We start from the raw sequence: 23,617 nt of genomic DNA, 5'->3' as shown, positions 1-23,617 counted from the left end.
CGCGGCCCCGTCCCGCGCGCCGGAAGCCGGCGACAAGGACGTCTGGAACCGCGACGCGCCGGCCGGCGTAGTGCATCGAGACAGCGCCCGTGCGCTGCGCCGAGACGACGAGACGGAGACCGCGACGTGCCTGCCGCCGAGGACCGCGCCCAGTCCGCACCCGCCGCCCGGGTGAACGACTACGACAGCTTCGCCGAGACCTACTCGGCCCTCAACGAGACCAGCCTCCTGAACGCCTACTACGAGCGGCCCGCGATGCTGTCCCTCGCCGGGGACGTGGCCGGCCGCCGGATTCTCGACGCCGGCTGCGGCTCCGGCCCGCTGTTCGCCGCGCTGCGCGACCGAGGCGCCCTCGTCACCGGCCTCGACTCCAGTGCCGAAATGGTGGAGCTGGCGCGGCGGCGGCTGGGTGCCGGCGCGGACCTGCGGGTGGCCGACCTGGGCGACCCGCTGCCGTTCGCCGACGGCGCGTTCGACGACGTCCTCGCGTCGCTGGTGCTGCACTACCTGGAGGACTGGGGGCCGACGCTGGCCGAGACGCGGCGCGTGCTCAGGCCAGGCGGCCGACTGATCACGTCGGTGCAGCACCCCTTCGTGGACTACGCCCACCAGGACCCCCGGCCCGACTACCACGCGACCACCGAGTACGCCCAGGACTGGACCGACCTGCTGGGGCGGCCCGCCCGGATGACCTTCTGGCGCAGGCCACTGCACGCGATGACCGACGCCTTCACCGCGGCCGGCTTCCGTCTGGCCGTCATCAGCGAGCCACAGCCCGATCCGGCCGCCCGCGAGCTGTACCCCGACGACTTCCACGACCTGTCGACCAGGATGTGCTTCCTCTTCTTCGTGCTTGAGGCACCCTCGACCACCCCATAGCCTGCCGCAAGCAGGGCGCTTGCAATAGCTAGCACGTTGGTGCACGCTGGAGCGCATGGCTTCACTCGGTGTGGGAGACCTGGGCGCGTTCCTGCGGGAGCAGCGGCGGCAGGCGCAGCTGTCCCTGCGGCAGCTCGCCGACGCGGCGGGGGTGTCCAACCCCTATCTCAGCCAGATCGAGCGCGGGCTGCGCAGGCCCAGCGCCGAGATCCTCCAGCAGCTCGCCAAGGCGCTGCGGATCTCCGCCGAGACGCTCTACGTGCAGGCCGGCTTTCTCGACGAGCGGGTACAGGAGGAGGCCGACGCGGCCCCGGGCCCCGGGGTGCGCGAGGCGGTGCTCGCCGACCCCGGACTGACCGAGCCGCAGAAGGCGGCCCTGATCCAGATCTACACCTCGTTCCGTGCCGAGACCGCCGCGACCGCCGCGACCGAGCCGCGCGGGGCGGCGGACGAGGCGCCGACGCCCGGGACCCCGCGCGGCGACGAGAGGCGCCACACAGGCGACGCGCACGCCGCGCACGAGACGCACGCCACGCACGACGACCACTGACCACCGAATCCCGGAGACCCACGGGAACCCACGGGAGGGGAAACCACCATGGCCATCACGGACGACCTGCGGAAGACGCTGACCGAGTCCACGCCGCTCTATGTGGCGGCCGGCACCGCCGATCTCGCCGCGCAGAAGCTGCGCGAGCTGCCCGCCACCCTGGAGCGGCTGCGCGCCGAGGCGCCCGAGCAGTTGCCCCGGATCCGCGAGCGCGCCCAGCACGCCGCGCTGACCGGCGTCGGAGTGGCGCTTGAGTACGCGGTCAAGGCGCGGGAGACCTATGACGGCCTCGCCGAGCGCGGCAAGACCGTGGTCGAGCGCCGCCGCGCCGAGGAGGAGGGCGCGGGCGACTGGGACGAGGTGACGGTGGAGCGCGCGTCGGTCACCGAGCCGGTGGCCGCCGAGCCGTTCACCGAGCCCGCCAGCGTCACCGAGGAGGCGGAGGCCGCGGCCAGGGCGGCGGCCACCGCCACCGAGAAGCCCGCCGCCGAGAAGCCCGAGGCACCGGCGGAGTCCGAGGCGTCGGCCGAGCCCGCCGCGAAGAAGGCCACCGCCGCCAAGCCGCGCCGGGCCAACGGCACCCGCAAGGCCGCCCCGTCCGGGCCGAAGAAGATGCCGCCCAAGGACTGAGCGCATACCGCGTCAACGGCCGGGAACCCTGGGCATTACCGACCGGGGCTCCCGGCCGGTAGCGTGGACGGCAACCATCGGCAAACAGCCGCAAACGGACAGTGGGTGGCGGAGCATGTTTTACGAGACGTTTTTGTCGCTGTGGTTCTACCTCTTCCTCGGGCTGCTGATCATGAGCGGCTACGCGCTGATCCACGCGGCCCTCCAGCGGGAGGACGCGTTCCGCGCGGCGGACAAGCAGACCAAGCCGACCTGGCTGATGATCCTCGGCGGCGCGGTCGCCGTTCAGCTGGTCTTCCCCTGGCTGCTGCTGGTGCTGGTGTCGACCGTGGCCACCATCGTCTACCTCGTCGACGTCCGCCCGGCGCTGCGCGCCGTGACCGGCGGCGGTGGCGGTGGACGCGGCGGCGGCTGGAGCAGCAGCGACGGCCCCTACGGCCCGTACAACGGCGGTCGCTGAGGCGTCCGGCGGCGCGGGACGTGGGAGGGTTAGCCGTGGCTGGTTCCTGCACTTAGCATCAACGGGACAACAGCCGCTGAACGTCAGAGGAACTGCCGTGCGCTTTCGCCTGAAGCCGAAGGAGACCAGCTTCTACGAGCTGTTCGCCACCGCGGCCGACAACGTGCTCAGTGGCTCGAAACTGCTGATGGAGCTGCTCGGCGCCGACGCCGCTACGCGTGTTGAGATCGGCGAGCGGATGCGCGCCGCGGAGCACGCGGGGGACGATGTCACGCACGCGATCTTCCACGAGCTGAACTCGTCGTTCGTCACCCCGTTCGACCGGGAGGACATCTACCGGCTGGCCTCGCTCCTCGACGACATCATGGACTTCATGGAGGAGGCGGTCGACCTCGTGGTCCTCTACGAGATCGACGAGCTGCCCAAGGGTGTGGAGAGCCAGATAGAGGTGCTGGGCAGGGCCGCCGAGCTGACCGCCGCCGCGATGCCGAGGCTGCGTGACATGCGCGACCTCAACGAGTACTGGATCGAGGTCAACCGCCTGGAGAACCAGGCCGACCAGGTGCACCGGAAGCTGCTGGCGCAGCTCTTCAACGGCGGCTTCGAGGCCATCGAGGTCATGAAGCTGAAGCAGATCGTGGACGTGCTGGAGGAGGCGGCCGACGCCTTCGAGTCGGTCGCCAACACGGTGGAGACCATCGTGGTCAAGGAGTCCTGAGACCACCGTGGACACCCTCGCACTGGTCGTCGTCATCGGCGTCGCGCTCTTCTTCACCTACACCAACGGCTTCCACGACTCGGCGAACGCGATCGCCACCTCCATCTCCACCCGGGCGCTGACCCCGAGGATCGCGCTCGGAATGGCCGCCGTGATGAACATGGCGGGCGCCTTTCTGGGCTCGGGCGTGGCCAAGACCGTCAGCGAGGGGCTGATCGCCACCCCGACGGGGCGGCAGGGGATGGTGATCCTCTTCGCCGCGCTGGTCGGGGCCATCGCGTGGAACCTGGTCTCCTGGCACTACGGGCTGCCCTCGTCCTCCTCGCACGCCCTCTTCGGCGGGCTGGTCGGCGCGGCGCTGGCCGGCAGCTCGACGGTGCACTGGGGCGGGGTGCTCACCAAGGTCGTGCTGCCGATGTTCCTCTCGCCGCTGATCGGCCTGGTCCTCGGCTATCTGGTGATGGTCGGCATCCTGTGGGCGTTCCGGCGGGCCAACCCGCACCGCGCGCAGCGTGGCTTCCGGATGGCGCAGACCGTCTCGGCCGCGGGCATGGCGCTGGGCCACGGGCTGCAGGACGCGCAGAAGACCATGGGCATCGTGGTGATGGCGCTGGTGATCGCCGACGTGCAGGACGAGGACGACGGCATCCCGGTCTGGGTGAAGATCTCCTGCGCGCTGATGCTCTCGCTCGGCACCTACGCCGGCGGCTGGCGGATCATGCGGACCCTGGGGCGGCGGATCATCGAGCTGGACCCGCCGCGTGGCTTCGCCGCCGAGACGACGGCGGCCTCGGTGCTCTACACGGCGTCGTACTTCTTCCACGCGCCGATCTCCACGACCCACGTGATCACCTCGGCGATCATGGGCGTGGGCGCGACCCGGCGGGTCAGCGCGGTGCGCTGGGGCGTGGCGGGGTCCATCGTGCGCGGCTGGTTCATCACCATGCCGGCGGCCGGCGGGGTGGCCGCGCTCTGCTACTGGCTGGTCCATCTCGTCGTCGGCTGAGCCGCCGGGGAGACGGGCGGGCGGTGCCGGTCGCGGGCCCGTCGAGAAACCGTACGAGGCCGTACAGAAAACGCCCGCGCGGCGCCACGGTCACGAACCGGTCACACCTTTCACACGCTTCTCGCCACCCGGAGGCATAGCCTCCGCCTCTTCTTCTCGCCAATGATCGGAGTCGGGGAGGAGCCGCTTCTCCCGTCAACCACTGTTGTCAGGGGTAGATTTGAGACTACGTCAAGGCAGAGAAGGCGTCCGGCCCGCCGGCCGGCGGGCCCGGTTCCGGGTCACCACGGCCGCCACCGCCACGGCCGTCGCGCTCGCCGTCACCGCCGGCCTCGCGACCACCGCCCAGGCGGAGACGTCGGGCGCCGGCGAGGTGCCCACCGTCGCCGAGGGGCAGGCGAGGGGCGAACGCGTCACGTTGATCACCGGTGACCAGGTGGTCCTCGGCCACGACGGCGAGGTCACCGGGCTGATACCGGCCGAGGGCCGGGAGTCGATACCGGTGCGCACCTCGCGCGTCGGTGACAGCGTGCAGGTGCTGCCGGCCGACGTGCTGCCGTTGATCCACGACGGCAAGCTGGACCGCCGGCTCTTCGATGTCACCGCGCTCCGCGAGGCGCGCGGCGAGGCGGACGCGCTGCGGCTGATCGTCAGCTACACCGGGGACAGGAGCGCCGACGAGCTGTTCGCCGACGCCGACCCCGAGGTCGGGGCCACCCTGGCCTCCGTCAACGGCGAGGCGCTGTCGGTCGCGGACGCCGACGACGCCGCCGCGCTGTGGGGCGAGCTGACCGAACGCGCCGAAGGGGCGGCCACGCTGTCCACGGTCCCGGCCGTCGAGTCGGTCGCGCTGGACGGCGTGGTGACCAAGTCCCTGGACGTCAGCGTGCCGCAGATCGGCGCCCCCGACGCCTGGGAGGCCGGCTTCGACGGAACCGGCGTCACCGTCGCCGTCCTCGACACCGGCATCGCCTCCGACCACCCCGACCTCGGGGCGGACCGGGTGATCGCCGAGCAGAACTTCTCCGACTCTGACTCCGCCACGGACCGCGACGGCCACGGCACCCATGTCGCCTCGACCGTCGCCGGCACCGGCGACCCGTACACCGGGGTCGCGCCCGGCGCCTCGCTGCTCAACGGCAAGGTGCTGGACGACTTCGGCAGCGGCTGGGAGTCCGACATCATCGAGGGCATGGAGTGGGCCGTCGGCGAGGACGCCGACATCGTCTCCATGAGCCTCGGCGGCCCGGCCCTCACCGAGGTCGACCCCATGGAGGAGGCCGTCGAAGCCCTCTCCGCCGAGAGCGACTCCCTCTTCGTGATCGCCGCCGGCAACAGCGGCCCCTTCGAGGCGAGCATCGGCTCCCCCGGCACCGCCCAGTCCGCGCTGACCGTCGGCGCCGTGGACGACGACGACGCGCTGGCCGACTTCTCCTCCATCGGCCCCCGGCTGCGCGACGGCGGCGTGAAGCCCGACGTGACCGCGCCCGGCGTGGACATCGCCGCCGCCGGCGCCGAGGGCGCCGCGATCTGGGAGTACGGCACCCCGGTCGACGACACCCATGTCGCGATCTCCGGCACCTCCATGGCAACCCCCCATGTCGCGGGCGCGGCGGCCCTGCTGGCCCAGGCCAACCCGGACCTCACCGGCGAGCAGCTGAAGGCGGCGCTGTCCGGCTCGGCGATCACCGCCGACGGCTACACCCCGTTCCAGCAGGGCACCGGCCGCATCGACGTGCCGGCGGCCCTCGCGCAGAGCGTGATCGCCGACGGCGCCGACCTCAACTTCGGCCAGGTGGAGTTCCCGCACGAGGACGCGGAGCCCGTCACGCGGGAGCTGACCTACCGCAACCTCGGTGACGCCGACGTCACCCTCCAGCTGACCGCGAGCGGCACCGACCCGGAGGGCGCCCCCGCGCCCGACGGCCTGTTCTCGCTGGGCGCCGACGAGATCACCGTCCCCGCCGGCTCCACCGCGACCGTCGAGGTCACGGCCTCCACCGCCGCCGGCGAGGCGTTCGGCGCGCACACCCTCACCGTCACGGCGACCGGCGACGACACCACCGTCACCACGGTCGGCGCCGTGACACGCGAGTCGGAGAAGTTCGACCTCACCGTCGAGGGCACCGACCGCGAGGGGAACCCGTCCGCGGAGTTCGACGTGACGGCCATCGACACGACCACCTTCGAGAGCTTCACGGCGCTCGGCTCCGACGGAACCGCCACCCTGCGGGTCCCGGAGGGCGAGTATCTGGTCGAGGTGGGCCACTACCTCATCGACGAGGAGGCCGAGGAGCTGACCGGCCTCGACTGGCTGGTGGAGCCCGAGGTCCAGGTGTCCGAGGCCACCACGGTGAACGCCGACGCCTCCGTCGCCGCGCCCGTCGAGTGGACGGTCGAGGACGAGACCGCCGAGGAGAACGACCTGTCCGTCGGCTTCGAGGCGCGCGACCCCGAAACGGGTGAGACCACCCTCGTCTTCGGCTGGTCCGCGGGCGGCCTGGCCGAGGGCTTCCGCACCGGAGCGCTCGACGCGCCGAACAACCCCGACGCGTTCCTCGGCACCGCCGACGCCAACTGGCTGAACGCCGAGACGGGCACCCGCTACGCGGACGCCACGACCTTCCCCGGCGAGTTCCCCACCGGTCTGACCCGACACCTGGGGCTGGACGAGACCGCGCTGGTGCGGACGTCCGTCGGCTCCTCGGTCCCGGACACCACCGGCTCGCTGTTCGTCTACCCCGAGGCGTCCGGCTGGATCTCCTCCCCGATCGTGGCCCTGCCGCTGACCACCGACCTCCGCCTCCGGGCGGGCACCGGCTGGACGATGGACTTCATCCAGGAGACCGAGGAGCTCCCCTTCGCGGTCTACGGCTACGCCGAAAGCTATTCCGTTTACGAGGCGGGCGAGGCCTACGACCTCACGTTCAACGTGGGCGTCCACGGGCCCTCGGCCGACGGCGGCACCGGCCTCTTCCGCGAGGGTGAGCTGCTCTACGGCGCCACGGGACCGTTCACCGACGGCTCCGGCAACGCCGTGCTGAGTGAGTACGACTCGGGCAGCACCACGCTCTACCGCGACGGCGAGGAGTTCGCGACGGCCGAAGGCCCGTTCGAGGAGGCGCAGTTCGAACTGCCCGCCGAGGAGGCCGAGTACCGGCTGGAGACCACCGTGGCCAGGAGCGCGCCCGTCGCGGCCGTCTCCACCGAGGTGACCGCCGCCTACAGCTTCACCTCGGCGGCGACCGAGGAGACGACGGAACTGCCGTTCAGCGCCGTCCGCTTCACCCCCGAGCTGGCGCTGGACAGCACAACGCCGGCCGGTGAGACGCTGGACGTGCCGGTGCTCGTGGAGGGTTCGGCCGCCGACAACGCCGACGCGCTCGTGCTCTCCTACTCCACCGACCGGGGCGAGACCTGGGAGGACGTCGAGGTCGTCGACGGCGTCGCCCAGATCCCGAGCCCCGAGGCCGGCGGCAGCGTCTCGCTGCACGCCGAGATCGAGGACGGCCAGGGCAACACCCTGGAGCAGACCATCCTCGACGCCTACCTCACCAAGTAGCCGGTGAGCGGCCCGCGTTCCCCTCCCCCACTCTCGGTGCGAGGGGACGCGGGCCGTCAGCCGAAGCGGCCAGAGATGTAGTCCTCGGTGGCCTGGACGGACGGGTTGGAGAAGATCTGCTGGGTGTCGTCGATCTCGATCAGCTTGCCCGGCTGGCCGATCGCCGCCAGGTTGAAGAACGCGGTGCGGTCGGAGACCCGCGCCGCCTGCTGCATGTTGTGGGTGACGATCACGATGGTGTACTCGGACTTCAGCTTGTCGATCAGGTCCTCGATCGCCAGCGTCGAGACCGGGTCGAGCGCCGAGCAGGGCTCGTCCATCAGCAGCACGTCCGGCGCGACCGCCGTCGCCCGCGCGATGCACAGCCGCTGCTGCTGACCGCCGGAGAGCCCCGAACCGGGGCGCGCGAGGCGGTCCTTGACCTCGTTCCACAGGTTGGCGCCCCTGAGGTTCCGCTCCACCAGCTCGTCCATCTCGGACTTGCGCCGCGCGCCGCCGTTGAGCCGGATGCCGGCGGCGACGTTGTCGTAGATCGACATGGTGGGGAACGGGTTCGGCCGCTGGAAGACCATGCCGATGGTGCGCCGCACCGACACCGGGTCGACGCCCGGGCCGTACAGGTCCTCGTTGTCCAGCAGCACCCGGCCCTCGACCCGGCCGCCGGGGGTCACCTCGTGCATCCGGTTGAGGGTGCGCAGAAACGTCGACTTGCCGCAGCCGGACGGGCCGATGAACGCGGTCACCGCGCCGGGCTCGACGTGCATGGTGATGTCCTCGATCGCCTTGTGGGCGCCGTAGTACGCGGTCAGTCCGCTGACATCGATGCGCTTGGCCATGATGGGTGGCACCTCTCCTAACGGTCCTAGCGGCCGGTCTTGGGGGCCTTCCAGCGGGCGATGCCGCGGGCGACCAGGTTGAGAATCATCACCAGGGCGATCAGCACCAGCGCCGCGGCCCAGGCCCGGTCGTAGGCGGCCTCGGTGCCGTAGGCCCACTGCTCGTAGACGTAGAGCGGCAGCGAGGACTGGGCGCCCTCGAAGACGTTGGCGTTGATCATGTTGTTGCCGAACACCAGCAGGATGATCGGCGCGGTCTCGCCGGCGATGCGGGCCAGGGCCAGCATCACGCCGGTGGTGATCCCGCCGATCGCGGTCGGCAGCACCACCTTCAGGATGGTGCGCCACTTCGGGATGCCGAGCGCCAGCGACGCCTCGCGCAGCTCGCCGGGGACCAGCTTCAGCATCTCCTCGGTGGAGCGGACCACGATCGGCATCATCAGGATGGACAGCGCCAGGGCGCCGGCGAAGCCGGAGTAGCCGAGGTCCAGCATCATGATCCACAGGCTGAGGACGAAGAGGCCTGCGACGATCGAGGGGATGCCCGTCATCACGTCGACGAAGAAGGTGATCGCCTTCGCCAGCCGGCCCCGCCCGTACTCCACGAGGTAGACGGCGGTCAGCAGCCCGACCGGGATCGCCAGCACCGAGGCGAGCGCGACCTGTTGGACGGTGCCGAGCAGCGCGTGGTAGATCCCGCCGCCGTCCTGCCAGCTGAGCACCCCGTTCATGGAGTGGGTCAGGAAGTACCAGTCGACGCCCGGACCGCCGCGCGAGACCGTCTCCCACAGCAGCGAGGCCAGCGGCAGCATCGCCAGCACGAAGCTCGCCCACACCAGGGTCGCCGCCAGCCGGTCGACGGCCTGCCTGCGGCCCTCGACGGCGGAGGTCAGCGCGAAGCGGGCGACCACGAAGACAAGCGCGGCGATCAGGCCCCACTGCGCCCGGCTCTCCAGCCCGCCGAGCAGCCCGGCGGCCACGCCGACGGCGGCGGAGCCGAGCAGCAGCGCGGCCAGCGACCAGCGCGGCAGCCGGGGCGGGCGCAGCGTCTTGGGCCGGACATCGGCCGCCGCCGGGGCGGACTTCACGGTGGTGTGGCTGGTCTGGCTCATGCGTTGGCCCCCGAGTACTCCTTGCGGCGGGCGATGATCAGCCGGGCCGCGCCGTTCACCAGCAGGGTCAGCAGGAAGAGCACCAGCCCCGAGGCGATCAGGGCGTCCCGCCCCATGGAGCCGGCCTCCTTGAACTGGCTGGCGATGTTCTGCGCGAACGTCCCGCCGCCGGACTCCAGCACGCTGGCGTTGATCAGGAAGCTCGGCGAGAGGACCGTGGCGACCGCCATGGTCTCGCCGAGGGCCCGGCCGAGGCCGAGCATCGAGGCGCTGATCACCCCTGACCTGCCGAACGGCAGCACCGTCACCCGGATCACCTCCCAGCGGGTGGCGCCCAGCGCGAGCGCCGCCTCCTGGTGGGCCTTGGGCGTCTGCTGGAAGACCTCACGGGTGACGGAGGTGATGATCGGCAGGATCATCACGGCCAGCAGGATGCCGACGGTCATCAGCGAACGCGCGGGGCTGCCGTCGTAGGCGAAGACCCCGGTCCAGCCGAGGACGTCGTCCAGCCAGTCGTAGGTGCCGGTCAGCCGGGGCACCAGGTAGAGGGCGCCCCACAGGCCGTAGATGATGCTGGGCACGGCGGCCAGCAGGTCGACCAGGTAGCCGATGGGGGTGGCCAGTCGGCGCGGCGCGTAGTGGGAGAGGAAGAGCGCGATCCCGACCGCGACCGGCACCGCGATCACCATGGCGATCACCGAGGAGACGACGGTGCCGAAGAGCAGCACCGCGATCCCGAAGTGCGGCGGGTCGCCGTTGGCGTCCCAGGCGAACGTGGTCAGGAAGTTGCCCTCGTTGGCCCGGATGGCGACCACGGCGCGGATGGCGAGGAAGACCGCGATCGCGGCCATGATCACCAGCAGCGCGATGCCGGAGCCCTTGGAGAGGTTGCTGAAGACCCGGTCGCCGAGGCGCGTGGTGCTCTGGCCCTGTCCCCGGGGTGCGGGGTCGGTGCCGGGCGTCTTGGTGTCGTTCACGGTCATCGGGAGCCCTAGTCCATCGCCTCGACGCGGTTCCGCACCTGTTCGATCACGTCGCCCGAGATCGGCGCGTAGTCGATCTCGGCCAGCGCGCGCTGGCCCTCCTCGCCGGCGGTGTAGTCGAGGAACGCCCTGGTCAGGTCGAGGGTGGCGGGGTCGTTTCCGCCGTCGCAGACGATCTCGTAGGTGACCAGCACGATGGGGTAGACGCCCTCCTCCCGGGTCGCGTAGTCCAGTTCGAGCGCCAGGTCGCCGTCCTCGCCGACCACCTCGGCCTGGCCGATCGCGTTGGACGAGTTGTCCACGGTGGCCTCGACGGGCTCGTCGGCGCCGGTGTCGACGTTGACGGTGTCGAGGTCGTTCTGGTGCGCGTAGGACAGCTCGAAGTAGGCGATGGCGCCCTCGTTCTGCTGCACCATCCCGACCAGCCCTGACGAGCCGTCGGCCGACTGGCCGCCCCGGCCGCGCCACGCCTTGTCCGGCTCGTGGGGCCAGTCCTCGGGGGCCGACTCGTGCAGATAGGTGGTGAGGTTCTCGGTGGTGCCCGAGCCGTCGGAGCGGTGGAACGGGGTGATCGCCAGGTCCGGCAGGTCGACGCCGGGGTTGAGCGCGGCGATGGCGGGGTCGTCCCAGCGGGTGATCGCCGAGTCGAAGATCCGCGCCAGGGTGGAGGCGTCCAGCGCCAGGTCGGGGACGCCGGGCACGTTGTAGCCCAGGGCGATGGGCCCGGCGGCCATCGGCAGGTGGATCGCGCGCCCGCCGTCGCGGCAGACCCGGCGCGACTCCTCGACCTCGGCCGGGGAGAGCAGCGAGTCGGAGCCGGCGAAGGCGGTGGTCCCCTGGAGGAACTCCTGCACGCCGGCGCCCGAGCCGGTCGCCTTGTAGTTGATCTGGCTGCCCTCGCAGTTGGCCTGGTAGGTGTTCACCCAGACCTCCATCGCGTTGGCCTGGGCGCTCGACCCGGAGGCGAGCAGCGTGCCGCCGGGGCCGCAGTCGAGGTCGTCCACCGTGAAGTCGACCGCCCCCGGCAGCCCGGAGTTGTCGTCGGTGCCGCAGGCAGTGAGGACCAGGGCGCCCGCCGCGAGCGCGGCACCCAGGCCCAGTGCCCGCCGCCCTCTGGTGCGCGAAAGCTTCACTGTCGTCGATTCCTTCCGGTTACCGTTCTCACCTGAAAGTAGGTTGATCAGGTGAATCGACCTACGGTCGAAAGTGAATAGCAAATGAATCGAACCAGGCGGCCAGGTTGCCGGCCGGGTGCACGATACTGCCCGGTTGGCGGACCGATTCGTTACGCTATACCCGTCAGGGGTATATGAGCAGAAGGCGGCGATATGACCACGACCCAGAGGGCGGCCGAGCCCGGCGCGACCGGCGACGAGCACGCGCCCGGTGACGAGCACGCCGGTGGCGAGCACGCGTCCGCCCCGGTCGCGGAGCACGGGAGCCACGGTCCACACGGCTACAGCAAGGACAAGGACGCCCACCTCAAGCGGCTGCGCCGCATCGAGGGCCAGGTCCGCGGGCTCCAGCGGATGGTCGAGGAGGACGTCTACTGCATCGACATACTGACGCAGGTCTCCGCCTCCACCAAGGCGCTCCAGTCCTTCGCGCTCCAGCTGCTGGAGGAGCACCTGCGGCACTGCGTCGCCCACGCCGCCCGGGAGGGCGGCCCCGAGAGCGACGCCAAGATCGAGGAGGCGACGGCCGCCATCGCCCGGCTGCTGCGCACCTGAGCGGCGCGCGCCCCCCGACCGCCGGCTCTCAGGCCACCGCGCCCCAGTAGACCTCCGCCGGCTCGGGCAGCGCCACCTCCACGGGCACGCCGAAGCCGAAGAGCGTCACCGTGGAGGTCACCTCGACGGCGCTCACCCCCTGGTCCAGGCTGAACCGGTGGCGCACCCCGCGGGGCGCGCCCCCCTCGTCGAGGTAGGCGTCGAACGGCACCTCGGTCCTGGAGAACCCGGCCACGGCCGCCGCCAGCTGCTCCCTCGCGGGCCCGGGGCCCGCCGCCTCGGCCGCGGCGGCGATGTCGGTCACCCCCCGGTAGTGGCGCACCGGCTCGCCGCCGAGACGGGTCTCGCCGAGGTCGTCGGCGCTGAGCGCGCCGCGCAGCAGGGCGAACGCGGTCATCGGGTCGGTGGCGCCGCCGGTCACCAGATTGCCGTCGGGGACGCCGACGACCTCGACCCGCACCCACTTGTCGGGCGGCACCCCGGCGCCGCGGTTCTTCATGAAGAGTTCACCGGGGGCGAAGACCTCGGTGACGGGCTCGGGCCCTGGCCCGTCCTCGTCGGGCCCGGGAGGCAGCGTCACCCGCAGCTCGCCGAGGCCCCGCGTGTAGTCGAAGACGCCCTCACCGCGGATGGTGATCTCCGTGCCGCCCGAGGCCATCCGCATCGCGGTGCGGGCCCGCGAACTGCCGGACTCCGCCAGCAGGTCGGCCGACTGCCGCACCGCCCCCAGCGCGTCGCCGGCCCCCGCGTCGGGCGCGGCGGAGCCGGTGCCCGAGCATCCGCCCACCGCGAGCGCCAGCACCAGCAGCCCGCCCCAGCCGCGCGCGGCCGTCCACCGCCTCACCACCATGGCCCTCTGGCACCCCCGGCACCGCTGCGACGCGGCCGACCGTTCCGCGCACCGCTTTCCGACTACCGGCTAACGAGGTCCCCTCCCGGCCGTTACGGTGGTGGGGTGGACGACCGCGTGGAGCGTCGCATGGGCAGCGTCCCCGAACCGCCGACCGCCCCGACCGACGCGACGTCCGACCACCGCGTGGAGCTGCTCGAACGCGGACCGTTTCTGATCGCCCGTTGCAGCTGCGGCTGGGCCGCCCCGGCCCGCAGGTCCCGGCCGCTGGCCAGAAACGAGGCCCGGACGCACATGGCCGCGGACGCGGGCGGGTAGCGCCCGTGAACCCGCACCTGACCGACCACGCCAGCCCGCACCAGGGGCGCGGGGAACTGCGCGAGCAACCACTCACCGGGCTCACGCCGACAACCCACCCAGCCACGAAGCTCCATAGTCGACCAACCCCCGCCACACATGCACCGCGCAGTTCCCCGCGCCCCCAAGCAGGCCGCCACCTACCGAAGGCGAAACCCGCACCTGACCGACCACGCCCACCCACCCAAGGGGCGCGGGGAACTGCGCGAGCAACCACTCACCGAGCCGCAGACGACAACCCACCCAGGCCGGCAAGGCCCCCGTCGCCCCCACCGTGACCGCGGACGCGGGCGGCAGCCCCTCAGGCCGCCAGGTCGCGCCTGTCCGGCTCGGCCGTGGGGTCACCCGCGTCGCGGCCGGCCGCGGAGTCGCCGGGACGGGAGAGCCAGCCGAACCACCTGGACTCGGCCCCCATCCGCACCAGCGGCGTGAGCACCGCCGTGGCCAGCGGCGCGAGCAGCAGCGCGACGGCCATGCCCAGCGCGTAGCCGCCGACCACGTCCGTCGGGTAGTGCACGCCCATGACCACCCGCGCGACCCCCTGCGCCAGCGCCAGCGCGAACGCGACCAGGCCGAGCGTCCGGTGCACCAGGAAGAGGGCCACGGCGATCGCCATCGCGACGCCCGCGTGATCGCTGACAAACGAGTAACCGTCCTTTCCCTCAAGGAGAACGGTCAGATCCGGATGGTTCTCCGCCGGACGCGGTCGGGCGACGAACTCGCGGATCGGCGCGTTCGCCAGCCAGGTCAACCCGGCGGCCAGCAGCGCCCACAGACAGCCGGGCACCGCCTGCGGCGCGTCCGGGCGGCGGCGCACCAGCCACCAGGCGACCACCACCAGCGCCAGCAGCGCCAGCGGGAGGCCGGTCTCGCCGACGAGGTTCACCAGCGAACGCCCCCAGCCGGGCAGCCGCTCGGCAAGGCCGTTCACCTCGTGGAGGACGTCGAGTTCGAAGTCCGGGTCGTCGCGTTCAGCCATGCGCCGCGTGGCCCCTTCGTGCAGTGGGGGACCCCGCCCGGGCGGGCGGGGAGCAGGAGCCCCTGTACCGGTACAGGTAACGCCCTTCATCTCCCCCGGAGTGCCGAACACCATCGAATGCCGGGCACAGCGTTATCGAACAGCAACGCCGTGCCACGATCCGTCGCCACGTCCGTGGCCAGAGAAGAACACGCGGTGACGAAGGCGGCGCCGGGGGCAGGGGTGGGGGAACGAACGGGGACACGGGCGTCAGCTGGCGACGGGGCGCGTCGCGCCGAAGTAGCTGGCTCTGTCGATGGGGTCGAAGCGGATCTCGGCGCCGGTATAGGGGGCGTTGATCATGTAACCGCCACCCACGTAGATGCCCACGTGGTCGATGCTGCGCGGATCGGACAGGTCGGTACCGAAGAACACGAGGTCGCCGGGGAGGAGTTCGTCGCGGGACGGGTGCGGGCCCGAGGTCCACTGGTCGTTGGCGACGCGGGGCAGCTCGATCCCGACGGAGGCGTAGGCCGCCTTGGACAGCCCGGAGCAGTCGAACCTGCCGCCGTCCTCGGGGGTCCCGTCGCCGCCCCACAGATACGGGGTGCCGAGATGCTCCTGCGCGAAGTTCACGGCGCCGGCGGCCTGTTCGAGCGGGGGCAGCCGCCGGTCGCCCTCGTCCTCCTCCTCGGGCGGCGCGGCGTAGCCCTGCTCGGCGGCGCGGATGATCCGGACGTAGTTCCGCGTCTCCTCGTACGGCGGGACGCCGCCGTAGCGGATCACCGCGTAGGGGCCGGCGTTGTAGGCGGCGAGCATGTTGTCCACGGGGTCGCCCGGCACGTCCTTCACGTAGCCGGCCAGGGCGCAGTCGTAGGAGGCGGCGGAGGGAATGGCGTCCTGCGGGTCCCACACGTCGGCCACGCCGTCGCCGTTGGCGTCGATGCCGTGGGTGGCCCAGGTGCCGGGGATGAACTGCGCGATGCCCTGCGCCGCCGCGTGGCTCTCCACGTCGGACTGCCAGCCGCTCTCCTGGCCGAGTTGGGCGGCGAGGATGGCCGGCGACAGGGTGGGGCAGTGGTTGCCCCAGTCCTCGACCAGCTTCTCGTACTCGGGCGGCACCGTGTTCGCCGCGAGGCGACCGCCGCCGCCGGGACGGCCGGCGCCGCCGAGCAGCCCGGAGGAGGCGGCGTAGGCGGCGAAGATGAGAAAACCGACGAACGCCATCAGCACCCCGAAGCCGATCCCGGCCCCCAGCACGACCCGACGCATCGCCCGCCCCTTCACTCCGCCGACGGTCTTCCAGCGGGCCGCGCTCGCCGGCCCGTTCGATGGTGACACGGGTTCCTGGATCACGCCCGGTTCCCGGCTGATCGCCCGTCGAGAACCTCGCCACATCGACACCCGACCGATGCGCTTCGCGCCAACTTCCGCGCCCACGCGCGGAGATCCGGCCAAGATGCCGACACGACGCGTGATGTCCGTTACGCCATGCGCCGACTGGCCGCCCCCGACCACCCCACGACCACGAGGTGAGCCGAACAGCCGTGACCGTGCGGGAGCCCAACGTCAGCGGGGCGTGGCACAATCCGATGAGGAGGCGACAAGAGAGCCAGTGAGGTGGTGAGTTCGCATGCTCCTAGGGGCGGAAGAAGAGGACATCAACAACATCATCAGTGGGATCGCGCCTGACTGGGGCCCGTTCGCGGCGGTGGGCGACGAAGCCAGAACGATGATCCAGGTCATCATGGCGCTGGCGATCCTGATCTGCATGGCCATCGCCATCTGGGGAGCCGCCAAGCAGCGGATCGGCTCGACCGCCATGCGGGACAGCTTCAGCGCCGAGCAGGGCAAGGGCCTGATCGTCGCCGGACTCACCGGGATCTTCATCATCGGCTCGCTGGGCACCCTGTTCACCATCGTCTACGGCATGGCGATCTGAGGCCGACCACCGGCGTCTACACAGGCACGGCCGAGGAAGGAACGGCGACTGATGGGTGAACGCGCGGCGCGCCCGCGCCCGTTGAGGCGCGTGTTGCTGACCGCGGTCGCGGGTTCCACACTGCTGGCCGGCTGTGCCGGCGGCCCCGCCGAGGATCGTGCACGGCATCTCGCCGCCGCCGGCGACGAAGTCCCCCCCTGGGAGGAGACGACCGACGAGCGCCCGGAGGGCGGTTCCGGCGGAGGCTCCCCCGAAGAGCCACCGCCGGAGGAGACCGAGCCACCCGCCCCCGCGGAGGGTTCGGCCGACGCGCCGGTCACCGAGACGGTCCCCGGGCTGGAGGACCCCTGCTGTCTGGCACCGATCCCGGGCGGGGAGGACGTGCTGATCGGCGCGCGTTCCGGCGCCCTGGTCCGAGTGGCACCGAACGGCGACCCCACCCCCGTGGGCCAGATCCCGACACTTTCCGAGGACGGCACCGGCGAGTTGCTGGGGCTGGCCCTCGATCCCTCTCACGAGGACGGCGAGGGTAGTTGGATCTACGCCTCCTACAGCGGCGAGGAGCGAAACCAGGTCGCGCGTTACACCTACGCCCCGGAGACGGGGTTGGGGACCTCGACAACTCTGGCCCGCGACCTCCCCCTCGCCGAACCCGGCAGCGGCGGGGCACTCACCTTCGGTCCCGAGGGGATGCTCTACGTCGCGACGGGTGGCGCCGAGGCCGAGGAGGCCGGCGACCCGGAGTCGTTGGCCGGCAAGATCCTCCGTCTGGAGCCGAACACCACGGACTCAGGTGGCCACCGGACGCCCGACCCCCGGATCTACTCCGCCGGCTATCCCCAGGTGCGCGGCCTCGCCCACGACCCCGCCCGGGACCGGCTGTGGGCGGTCACGGTCACCGAGGAGGACGTCGCCGGGGTCGCGCAGATCCCGCCCGGCGGCGCCGGCGAGGCCGGGGCCGGGGGCACGCCACTGACGTGGGATTCGGAAGAGGTCGGCTGGTCCGCCGAGACGTCCGACCCGGTCGGCGTCGGGTACGCGGTCGGTTCCCTGTGGGTCCCCGCGAGCGGGGACGCCTCGCCGCTCTCGCGGCTGCCGCTCGACGGCTCACGTCTCACGGGCCCACCGCAGCCGCTGACGCCCGAGGCGTTCCCCACCCCCGTGGCGACCGCCGCCGGCCAGGACGGCGCCTCGTTGCTGGTGCTCGGCGCGGACGGGACGCTCACCCGGTATCAGGTGAGCTGACAACGGGCGAGCCGACGCCGTCAGGCGGAGACGCCGTCAGACGCCGACGCCCTCAGAGGCAGGCGCCCTCAGAGGCCGCGGACCGCCAGGTCCGCCAGCGCGAAGCCGAACAGCGCTATGCCCACGAAGCCGTTGACCGTGAAGAACGCCCGGTTGAGGCGGCTCAGGTCGTCGGGCCTGACGATGGCGTGCTCGTAGGCGAACGCCCCCGCCACCACGGCGAGGCCCGTCCACAGCAGCGGGCCGCCGTCGGTCGCCAGCGCGTACCAGGCGAAGAGGACCAGCGTCACCGCATGGCTCAGCCGCGCGCCGAGCAGCGCTCCCGCGACGCCGAACCTGGCGGGCACCGAGCGCACCCCCCGCTCCCGGTCGGAGTCCACGTCCTGGCAGGCGTAGATCAGGTCGAAGCCCCCGATCCACAGCCCGACCGCCGCGCCCAGCAGCACCGCGTCCCAGGACCAGGAGCCGGTGACCGCGAGCCAGCCGCCGACCGGGCCCATCGCCTGGGCCAACCCGAGGATGGCGTGCGGGAAGTCGGTGAAACGCTTTCCGTACGGGTAGACCACCATCGGCACCACGGCCAGCGGGGCCAGCGCCAGGCAGAGCGGGTTGAGCAGCGCGGCGGCGCCGAGGAAGAACGCCAGCGCCACCGCGGACCCGACCCACGCGGTACGCACCGAGACCGCGCCGGTGACCAGTTCGCGGTGGGCGGTGCGCGGGTTGCGGGCGTCGATCTCGCGGTCGATGATCCGGTTGGCCGCCATGGCGAAGGTCCGCAGCCCCACCATGGCGACGGTGACCAGCGCCAACGTGGCCCAGTCGACCTTCTCGTCGTCGAGGTACATCGCGGTGAGCGACGCGATGTAGGCGAACGGCAGCGCGAAGACCGAGTGTTCGATCATCACCAGCCGCAGGAAGGCCCGCACGGGTCCCGGCCCGGCGGCCGGGCGTTCGTCGGTCGCCTCCGCCGTCACAGTCCGTACTCCTTCCAGCGGCTGGTCACCCGCTCGGCGATGTCCGGGTCGGAGACGATCATCTCCGGCCAGCCGCCGTCGCGTGTGTACCCCTCCTCCGGCCACTTGGCGGTGGCGTCGATGCCGGCCTTGCCGCCCCAGAACTGCTGGTAGGAGGCGTGGTCCAGATGGTCGACCGGCCCCTCGGTGTGGAGCACGTCCCGCGCGTAGTCGACGTTCCCCAGCGCGCGCCAGGCCACCTCGCGCTCGTCGTGCACGTCGCAGTCGGCGTCCACGACGATGACCAGCTTGGTCAGCGACATCATGTGGGCGCCCCAGACCGCGGACATCACCTTCTGCGCGTGCTTGGGGTACTTCTTGTCGATCGAGACGATCGCGCAGTTGTGGAAGCCGCCGCTCTCCGGCAGGTGGTAGTCGACGACGTCCGGGATGATCACCTTCAGCAGCGGCAGGAAGAAGCGTTCGGTGGCGCGGCCCAGCGGGCCGTCCTCGGTGGGCGGTCGGCCGACCACGATGGACTGGAGGATCGGCTTGCGCCGCATGGTCACGCAGTCGATGGTGAGCGCGGGGAACGGCTCCCGCGGCGTGTAGAAGCCGGTGTGGTCGCCGTACGGCCCCTCGGGCAGGGTCACGCCCGGCTCCAGCCATCCCTCCAGCACGACCTCGGCCGCCGCCGGCACCTGGAGCGGAACGGTCTCGCAGTCGACCATTTCGACCCTTTTCCCGCCCACGAAACCGGCGAAGAGATATTCGTCGATATCTCCCGGCAACGGCGCCGTCGCGGCATAGGTGACGGCAGGCGGGCAACCGAAGGCAATGGCGACCGGAAGTCGCTCACCGCGCCTGGCGGCGACCTGGTAGTGGTTTCTGCTGTCCTTGTGGATCTGCCAGTGCATTCCGATGGTGCGCCGGTCGTGGCGTTGCAGCCGATAGAGGCCGAGATTGCGCACGCCGGTTTCCGGGTCCTTGGTGTGGGTGAGGCCCAGGTTGAAGAACGAGCCGCCGTCCTGCGGCCAGGTGAAGAGCGCGGGCAGCCGGTCGAGGTCGACCTGGTCGCCGCGGAGCACGACCTCGCGCACCGGACCGTCCTTGGCCTTCTTCGGCGGGACGTGCGCCATCGACGCGAGTTTGCCGAACGCCTCGCGGAATCCGACGAATCCCTGCGGCAGCTCCGGCTTGAGGAGGCCGCCGATGCGTTCGCCGATCTCCTCGTAGGAGCGGAGGCCGAGGGCCTTCAGCAGCCGGCGGTCGGTGCCGTAGACGTTCATCGCCAACGGCAGGTCGGAGCCCTTGACGTTCTCGAAGAGCAGCGCGGGGCCGCCGGCCTTGTTGACACGGTCCGTGATCTCGCCCACTTCGAGATGGGGGTCGACCTCCGCCTTGACCCGCTTGAGGTCGCCGTCCTTCTCCAGGGCCTTCAGCAGCGCGCGGAGGTCGTCGTATGCCATGGGCCTCAGTATTCCGGACGCATTACCCTTGGCCCTAGTCAGGGGCCACGCTGGGGCCCACACCGTCTCGCCCAGGGGGACTACCATGCTGAAGGTGCTGATGTTTCTGGTACCTCTGGCCCTGGCCATCTACGCCTTGGTGGACTGCATCAGCACCAAGGACGAGGAGGTACGTCACCTCCCCAAGCTGGTCTGGCTGGCGCTGATCGTCCTGGCCTGGGTCATCGGCCCGCTGGCCTGGATCCTGATCGGCCGCCGCCGCGGCGAGGGCGGGCCGCGCCGCCGGGGGAACGCCGGCTGGGTCGCGCCGGACGACAACCCCGAGTTCCTCCGTTCGCTCGGCGAGGACCGGGAGCGTTCCTCCGGGGACGGAAGGAACGGGGCGAACGAGAAGGACGGCGAGGACGAGAAGGACAAGGAGCTGCTGGAGAGCTGGGAAGAGGATCTCCGGCGGCGCGAGGACGAGTTGCGCCAGCACGGCGACGGCGAGGAGGGCCCGGGGTCGCCCCCCGAGCCTCCCGCGGGCGGCAAGGGCTGACGCCCGCGCCCGCGACCACCCGCCCCGAGGCCGGCTCCCCCCGTGGGAGCCGGCCTCAGCGCTGTTCCGGCTCGGTGGCGGCGGGGGCGACCGGGGTGGCCGGGGTGGCCGGGGTGGTGAACGACTCCCGGGCGCGCGGGAGGCCGACGCCCTCCCAGCGGAACGGCAGCCCGCAGGCCGTGTCCAGGTCGGGCCGGTCCATCAGCTGGAAGTGCAGATGCGGCTCGGTGGTGTTCCCCGAGTTCCCGCAGCGCGCCAACTCCTGACCGGCGCGCACGCGTTCGCCGGGGCGCACGGTCAACGATCCGCGCCGCAGGTGGGCGTAGGCGGCGTAGGTGCCGTCGCCGAGGTCCAGCACCAGGTGGTTGCCGACGACCAGGCGCCCGCTGACGGCGTCCCGCACGGCGCCCTCGAAGAAGAGGTAGACCAGCGCCGGCCACGAGTTGCGGCTGAGGTGGTCCCGCTGCCGGTCGCTCGCGCTGACCACCGTGGCGTCGGCGACGGCCAGCAGCGGGGCGTCGAACGCGGGGAAGTCCGCGTTCCGCCGGACCGGCGGCCACCAGCCGAACGCGGGGCGCTCCCCCTCGGCGACGATGTCGATGGCGTGGCTCTGCCCGTACTTCCTGACGCCGTGGCTCGGTACGCGGTCCGCCGGGCTGTTCAACGCCGACCAGGTGCCGGTCACCGGCGGCGCCACGGTCAGCGGCGCCGCGTCGCGCGGCTCGTCGCGGCGCAGGAGAACGGCGGCGGTGGCCTGGCTGGCGAGGGCGGCGGCGATCAGCAGCCAGCCGCCGAGCATCGGCAGCCCGGTCCGCAGGTCGGCGATCAGATAGATCAGGAACGCCAGCCAGCCGCAGCGGCCCAGCACGGCGAACGCCTTCCGCGCGCGTCGCCGGCCCTGCCGGGCGCCGGTCACGCCGGTGCTCGCCCCGGTCGTCGAGGTCGCCGTGGTCTCCCCGGCCGTGGTGTGGCCGGTGGTGGTGTCGTCGAGGGTGTCGTCGGTGGTGGGTTCGGTGTGCTGCACGGTGGCTCCCGGCTTACTGGTCGGCTCCCGATGGCTGTGGGCTGGCGGCCCTTAGGGACCGGCCAGGGTGATCGCGACCAGCAGCGGCACGACGCGCTGCGGGGGCACGGCCCAGCGGCCCCGGCCGGCGGCGGCCAGCCAGCCGGCTGCGGCCAGCTGGCGCAGGTGGTGGTAGATCTGGCCGGTGGTGCCGGTCTCCGGCAGCTCGGCCAGCTCCGCCGCCGTGCGGCGGCCGGCCAGCACCTCGCGCAGCAGCCGCAGCCGCACCGGGTGCCCCAGCGCGGCGAACGAGTCCGCGCACGAGGACCAGTCGCCCTCCAGCAGCGCCTCCACGGTCTGCCCGTACTGCCACTCGTACCGTTCGTCGGTGGGCAGCCGGACCGCGCCGGTGTAGATCACCGCGCCGCCCTCGTCTGCCGTCTCGCCCTGCCGCTCCTTGAGCCCCCGCAGGGCCCAGAACCGCTCGGTGTGCGGCTCCTCGTCCCACGCGGCGGTCCCGCCCGCGGGTGGGCGGGGCCCGCTCTCCAGCTCCGCCAGCCGTCGCTCCAGCGCGGTGACGCGCTCCTCCAGCTCCATGAGCGAGAGACTACGTAATTACGTAATTCTACACAAGCCCAGGCCGAGGGCCCGGACGCGTCGCGCGTCCGGGCCCTCGGCCGTTCTCGGAGGGGAGGTGCGGGGAGGCGTCACACCTTCGCGTCGTGCTCGCCGCGCAGGAACTCCATCGGGTCCACGGCGGTGCCGTAGTCGGCGCTGGTGCGGATCTCGAAGTGCAGGTGCGGGCCGCTGCTGTTGCCGGTGTCACCGGACAGCGCGATCTTCTCGCCCGTCTCCACCTGATCACCCACGGCCACGTCGACCTCGGAAAGGTGCGCGTACTGGCTGAACGTGCCGTCACCGTGATCGATCACGATCGCGTTCCCGTACGCGGGACCGTCACCGGCACCGTTGCCACCGGCCTTCACCACGGTCCCCTCGTGCACCGAGGACACCTCGGCACCCGTCGGGACCGCGAAGTCCTGACCACTGTGCTTGCTGGTCCAACGGTCACCGCTGTTGCCGTACGTCGCCGACAGCTCGTAGTCACCCGAGATCGGCGACACCCAGTCACTCGCCTTCGGCTTCTCGGCGGTCTTGCCCGCGTCCTTGCCCTCGCCGGCGTCGGTGCCGGCGTCGGCGCCGGTCGACTCGCCGTGGCCGGAGCCCATCGCCTCGGCGACGGTGTGCGCGGCGTAGACGTCGGCGGGGTTGCCGTCGGCCGCCACCGCCGCGCCCGTGAGGACGGCCGACGCGGTCAGGCCGGCGGCGGCCACGGTGGCCACGCGGGTGCGCAGTCGGAGGTTCTCGCGGATGCGGTGCGTGGTGATCTTAGGCATGAAAGTCCACCTCGATAAATCGGGGAGATCCGGACAAAACGACCGAACACCACCTTGATAACCGACGCTCGGAAGCCCGCACAAGACCCCCTGATACGACCCCGCCTCGTAGCAGGCGGGGCGTCGCCGCGCCCCGTTTCCGTTCGCCTTCGCCCCGCCCGGAAGACCGTTTGGCGCACCCGCCCCGCCACCCTCGGAAGCGGCTCCGACCTGCGGCGCGTCCACCAGGAACGGAAGGCGGCGGAGGCGTGGCGACGGAGGTCGCGGCGGTTTCCGACGTAATTCCCCCGGCCGCCGGGACCAAAGTCCCGGGCCCTTTGTCATTCCCCGCCACTAAGCACGGCCGTAGGCCCGATTTCGCTGTGGTGGGGGTCACGGAAACGGGCCGCGGAAAGCTCGGTCGAGGCCCCTCCGGCGCCTTTTCGTGTCCCCGGAGCGC

General features: G+C 71.9%; 24 protein-coding genes. 12 read left to right on the top strand and 12 right to left on the bottom strand.

The window, feature by feature from the left end; genetic code table 11:
- Nucleotides 1-126: 126 nt before the first annotated feature.
- The 7 genes from FH715_RS17760 (at nucleotide 127) to FH715_RS17730 (ending at nucleotide 7,805) form a co-directional block, all read left to right on the top strand.
- On the top strand, nucleotides 127-879 hold the full coding sequence (locus FH715_RS17760) for a class I SAM-dependent methyltransferase (RefSeq protein WP_211367697.1): 753 nt from the start codon (nucleotides 127-129) through the stop codon (nucleotides 877-879).
- 55 nt (nucleotides 880-934) lie between these two features.
- Entirely contained in the window at nucleotides 935-1,429 is a 495-nt protein-coding gene (locus tag FH715_RS17755; protein ID WP_139646450.1) for a helix-turn-helix domain-containing protein, read from the top strand.
- Nucleotides 1,430-1,477: 48 nt separating this feature from the next.
- The gene (locus FH715_RS17750; protein ID WP_139646449.1) at nucleotides 1,478-2,059 is read left to right on the top strand and encodes a hypothetical protein; all 582 of its coding nucleotides are present in this window, start codon (nucleotides 1,478-1,480) and stop codon (nucleotides 2,057-2,059) included.
- A gap of 115 nt (nucleotides 2,060-2,174) precedes the next feature.
- Nucleotides 2,175-2,519 carry a DUF2516 family protein gene (locus FH715_RS17745; protein ID WP_139646447.1) on the top strand — a complete coding sequence of 115 codons (345 nt, stop codon included), beginning with the start codon at nucleotides 2,175-2,177 and terminating at the stop codon, nucleotides 2,517-2,519.
- Between the two features lie 97 nt (nucleotides 2,520-2,616).
- A complete protein-coding gene (locus FH715_RS17740) occupies nucleotides 2,617-3,237 on the top strand; it encodes a DUF47 domain-containing protein (RefSeq protein ID WP_097233764.1) in 621 nt (206 codons plus the stop codon).
- 7 nt (nucleotides 3,238-3,244) lie between these two features.
- Nucleotides 3,245-4,243: an inorganic phosphate transporter gene (locus FH715_RS17735; RefSeq protein WP_139646445.1), complete on the top strand. Its 999-nt coding sequence runs from the start codon at nucleotides 3,245-3,247 to the stop codon at nucleotides 4,241-4,243.
- Nucleotides 4,244-4,463: 220 nt separating this feature from the next.
- A complete protein-coding gene (locus FH715_RS17730) occupies nucleotides 4,464-7,805 on the top strand; it encodes a S8 family peptidase (RefSeq protein ID WP_139646443.1) in 3,342 nt (1,113 codons plus the stop codon).
- 56 nt (nucleotides 7,806-7,861) lie between these two features.
- Here the strand turns inward: FH715_RS17730 and pstB are convergent, their stop codons facing one another.
- Genes pstB through pstS form a run of 4 tightly spaced genes read right to left on the bottom strand, consistent with a single transcriptional unit; the run spans nucleotide 7,862 to nucleotide 11,869 of the window.
- Nucleotides 7,862-8,641, bottom strand: coding sequence for a phosphate ABC transporter ATP-binding protein PstB (gene pstB / locus FH715_RS17725; protein ID WP_139646441.1), 780 nt, complete (start codon nucleotides 8,639-8,641; stop codon nucleotides 7,862-7,864).
- A 26-nt stretch (nucleotides 8,642-8,667) separates the two neighbouring features.
- Complete coding sequence (pstA, locus tag FH715_RS17720) at nucleotides 8,668-9,753, bottom strand: phosphate ABC transporter permease PstA (protein WP_139646439.1); 1,086 nt, start codon at nucleotides 9,751-9,753, stop codon at nucleotides 8,668-8,670.
- The gene (pstC, locus tag FH715_RS17715; RefSeq protein ID WP_139646437.1) at nucleotides 9,750-10,736 is read right to left on the bottom strand and encodes a phosphate ABC transporter permease subunit PstC; all 987 of its coding nucleotides are present in this window, start codon (nucleotides 10,734-10,736) and stop codon (nucleotides 9,750-9,752) included. Before pstC ends, pstA begins: the two co-directional genes overlap by 4 nt.
- An 8-nt stretch (nucleotides 10,737-10,744) precedes the next feature.
- Nucleotides 10,745-11,869 (bottom strand): phosphate ABC transporter substrate-binding protein PstS, encoded by a 1,125-nt coding sequence (gene pstS, locus FH715_RS17710; protein WP_139646435.1) that lies wholly within the window; start codon nucleotides 11,867-11,869, stop codon nucleotides 10,745-10,747.
- A 195-nt stretch (nucleotides 11,870-12,064) separates the two neighbouring features.
- Between pstS and FH715_RS17705 the strand changes: the two genes are divergently transcribed.
- Nucleotides 12,065-12,466, top strand: a complete 402-nt coding sequence (locus FH715_RS17705) for a metal-sensitive transcriptional regulator (RefSeq protein ID WP_139646433.1) — start codon at nucleotides 12,065-12,067, stop codon at nucleotides 12,464-12,466.
- A 28-nt stretch (nucleotides 12,467-12,494) separates the two neighbouring features.
- On the opposite strand, the gene FH715_RS17700 is transcribed toward FH715_RS17705, so the two are convergent.
- The gene (locus FH715_RS17700; protein WP_139646431.1) at nucleotides 12,495-13,316 is read right to left on the bottom strand and encodes a hypothetical protein; all 822 of its coding nucleotides are present in this window, start codon (nucleotides 13,314-13,316) and stop codon (nucleotides 12,495-12,497) included.
- Between the two features lie 105 nt (nucleotides 13,317-13,421).
- On the opposite strand from FH715_RS17700, the gene FH715_RS17695 reads away from it, so the two are divergent.
- Complete coding sequence (locus tag FH715_RS17695; RefSeq protein WP_246108817.1) at nucleotides 13,422-13,634, top strand: hypothetical protein; 213 nt, start codon at nucleotides 13,422-13,424, stop codon at nucleotides 13,632-13,634.
- Between the two features lie 340 nt (nucleotides 13,635-13,974).
- Here FH715_RS17695 and FH715_RS17690 read toward each other — a convergent pair whose 3' ends face one another.
- Entirely contained in the window at nucleotides 13,975-14,652 is a 678-nt protein-coding gene (locus FH715_RS17690) for a phosphatase PAP2 family protein (protein ID WP_139646429.1), read from the bottom strand.
- A 249-nt stretch (nucleotides 14,653-14,901) separates the two neighbouring features.
- On the bottom strand, nucleotides 14,902-15,903 hold the full coding sequence (locus tag FH715_RS17685; protein WP_139646682.1) for a bifunctional lytic transglycosylase/C40 family peptidase: 1,002 nt from the start codon (nucleotides 15,901-15,903) through the stop codon (nucleotides 14,902-14,904).
- 361 nt (nucleotides 15,904-16,264) lie between these two features.
- Here FH715_RS17685 and FH715_RS17680 point away from each other — a divergent pair, with 361 nt between their 5' ends.
- On the top strand, nucleotides 16,265-16,573 hold the full coding sequence (locus FH715_RS17680; protein ID WP_139646427.1) for a hypothetical protein: 309 nt from the start codon (nucleotides 16,265-16,267) through the stop codon (nucleotides 16,571-16,573).
- A 51-nt stretch (nucleotides 16,574-16,624) separates the two neighbouring features.
- Complete coding sequence (locus FH715_RS17675) at nucleotides 16,625-17,818, top strand: PQQ-dependent sugar dehydrogenase (protein WP_139646425.1); 1,194 nt, start codon at nucleotides 16,625-16,627, stop codon at nucleotides 17,816-17,818.
- A 68-nt stretch (nucleotides 17,819-17,886) separates the two neighbouring features.
- On the opposite strand, the gene mqnP is transcribed toward FH715_RS17675, so the two are convergent.
- Together mqnP and FH715_RS17665 are read right to left on the bottom strand one after the other, a co-directional pair.
- On the bottom strand, nucleotides 17,887-18,792 hold the full coding sequence (mqnP, locus tag FH715_RS17670; protein ID WP_246108816.1) for a menaquinone biosynthesis prenyltransferase MqnP: 906 nt from the start codon (nucleotides 18,790-18,792) through the stop codon (nucleotides 17,887-17,889).
- Nucleotides 18,789-20,240, bottom strand: a complete 1,452-nt coding sequence (locus tag FH715_RS17665) for a menaquinone biosynthesis decarboxylase (RefSeq protein WP_139646423.1) — start codon at nucleotides 20,238-20,240, stop codon at nucleotides 18,789-18,791. The genes mqnP and FH715_RS17665 overlap by 4 nt, the downstream gene beginning before the upstream one ends.
- Before the next feature lie 85 nt (nucleotides 20,241-20,325).
- Between FH715_RS17665 and FH715_RS17660 the strand changes: the two genes are divergently transcribed.
- Entirely contained in the window at nucleotides 20,326-20,778 is a 453-nt protein-coding gene (locus FH715_RS17660; protein ID WP_139646421.1) for a PLD nuclease N-terminal domain-containing protein, read from the top strand.
- Between the two features lie 55 nt (nucleotides 20,779-20,833).
- On the opposite strand, the gene FH715_RS17655 is transcribed toward FH715_RS17660, so the two are convergent.
- The 3 genes from FH715_RS17655 to FH715_RS17645 form a co-directional block, all read right to left on the bottom strand.
- Nucleotides 20,834-21,694: a M23 family metallopeptidase gene (locus tag FH715_RS17655; RefSeq protein ID WP_246108826.1), complete on the bottom strand. Its 861-nt coding sequence runs from the start codon at nucleotides 21,692-21,694 to the stop codon at nucleotides 20,834-20,836.
- A gap of 159 nt (nucleotides 21,695-21,853) precedes the next feature.
- Nucleotides 21,854-22,378: an ArsR/SmtB family transcription factor gene (locus tag FH715_RS17650; protein WP_139646419.1), complete on the bottom strand. Its 525-nt coding sequence runs from the start codon at nucleotides 22,376-22,378 to the stop codon at nucleotides 21,854-21,856.
- A gap of 110 nt (nucleotides 22,379-22,488) precedes the next feature.
- Nucleotides 22,489-23,178 carry a M23 family metallopeptidase gene (locus FH715_RS17645; protein WP_139646417.1) on the bottom strand — a complete coding sequence of 230 codons (690 nt, stop codon included), beginning with the start codon at nucleotides 23,176-23,178 and terminating at the stop codon, nucleotides 22,489-22,491.
- Nucleotides 23,179-23,617 lie beyond the last annotated feature (439 nt).

Source organism: Streptomyces sedi, assembly GCF_006335015.1.
Classification (GTDB): Bacteria; Actinomycetota; Actinomycetes; order Streptomycetales; family Streptomycetaceae; genus Streptomyces; species Streptomyces sedi.
The sequence above is the reverse complement of the archived record's forward strand: the minus strand, read 5'-3'. Positions and strand labels throughout refer to the sequence as shown.

Bases quoted from the DNA above. Each gene is read 5' to 3' on its own strand.
- FH715_RS17755 (WP_139646450.1), top strand. From the start codon at position 935: ATGGCTTCACTCGGTGTGGGAGACCTGGGCGCGTTCCTGCGGGAGCAG.
- FH715_RS17750 (WP_139646449.1), top strand. From the start codon at position 1,478: ATGGCCATCACGGACGACCTGCGGAAGACGCTGACCGAGTCCACGCCG.
- FH715_RS17745 (WP_139646447.1), top strand. From the start codon at position 2,175: ATGTTTTACGAGACGTTTTTGTCGCTGTGGTTCTACCTCTTCCTCGGG.
- pstB (WP_139646441.1), bottom strand. From the start codon at position 8,641: ATGGCCAAGCGCATCGATGTCAGCGGACTGACCGCGTACTACGGCGCC.
- pstA (WP_139646439.1), bottom strand. From the start codon at position 9,753: ATGAGCCAGACCAGCCACACCACCGTGAAGTCCGCCCCGGCGGCGGCC.
- pstC (WP_139646437.1), bottom strand. From the start codon at position 10,736: ATGACCGTGAACGACACCAAGACGCCCGGCACCGACCCCGCACCCCGG.
- FH715_RS17705 (WP_139646433.1), top strand. From the start codon at position 12,065: ATGACCACGACCCAGAGGGCGGCCGAGCCCGGCGCGACCGGCGACGAG.
- FH715_RS17700 (WP_139646431.1), bottom strand. From the start codon at position 13,316: ATGGTGGTGAGGCGGTGGACGGCCGCGCGCGGCTGGGGCGGGCTGCTG.
- FH715_RS17690 (WP_139646429.1), bottom strand. From the start codon at position 14,652: ATGGCTGAACGCGACGACCCGGACTTCGAACTCGACGTCCTCCACGAG.
- FH715_RS17685 (WP_139646682.1), bottom strand. From the start codon at position 15,903: ATGCGTCGGGTCGTGCTGGGGGCCGGGATCGGCTTCGGGGTGCTGATG.
- FH715_RS17680 (WP_139646427.1), top strand. From the start codon at position 16,265: ATGCTCCTAGGGGCGGAAGAAGAGGACATCAACAACATCATCAGTGGG.
- FH715_RS17675 (WP_139646425.1), top strand. From the start codon at position 16,625: ATGGGTGAACGCGCGGCGCGCCCGCGCCCGTTGAGGCGCGTGTTGCTG.
- FH715_RS17665 (WP_139646423.1), bottom strand. From the start codon at position 20,240: ATGGCATACGACGACCTCCGCGCGCTGCTGAAGGCCCTGGAGAAGGAC.
- FH715_RS17660 (WP_139646421.1), top strand. From the start codon at position 20,326: ATGCTGAAGGTGCTGATGTTTCTGGTACCTCTGGCCCTGGCCATCTAC.
- FH715_RS17650 (WP_139646419.1), bottom strand. From the start codon at position 22,378: ATGGAGCTGGAGGAGCGCGTCACCGCGCTGGAGCGACGGCTGGCGGAG.
- FH715_RS17645 (WP_139646417.1), bottom strand. From the start codon at position 23,178: ATGCCTAAGATCACCACGCACCGCATCCGCGAGAACCTCCGACTGCGC.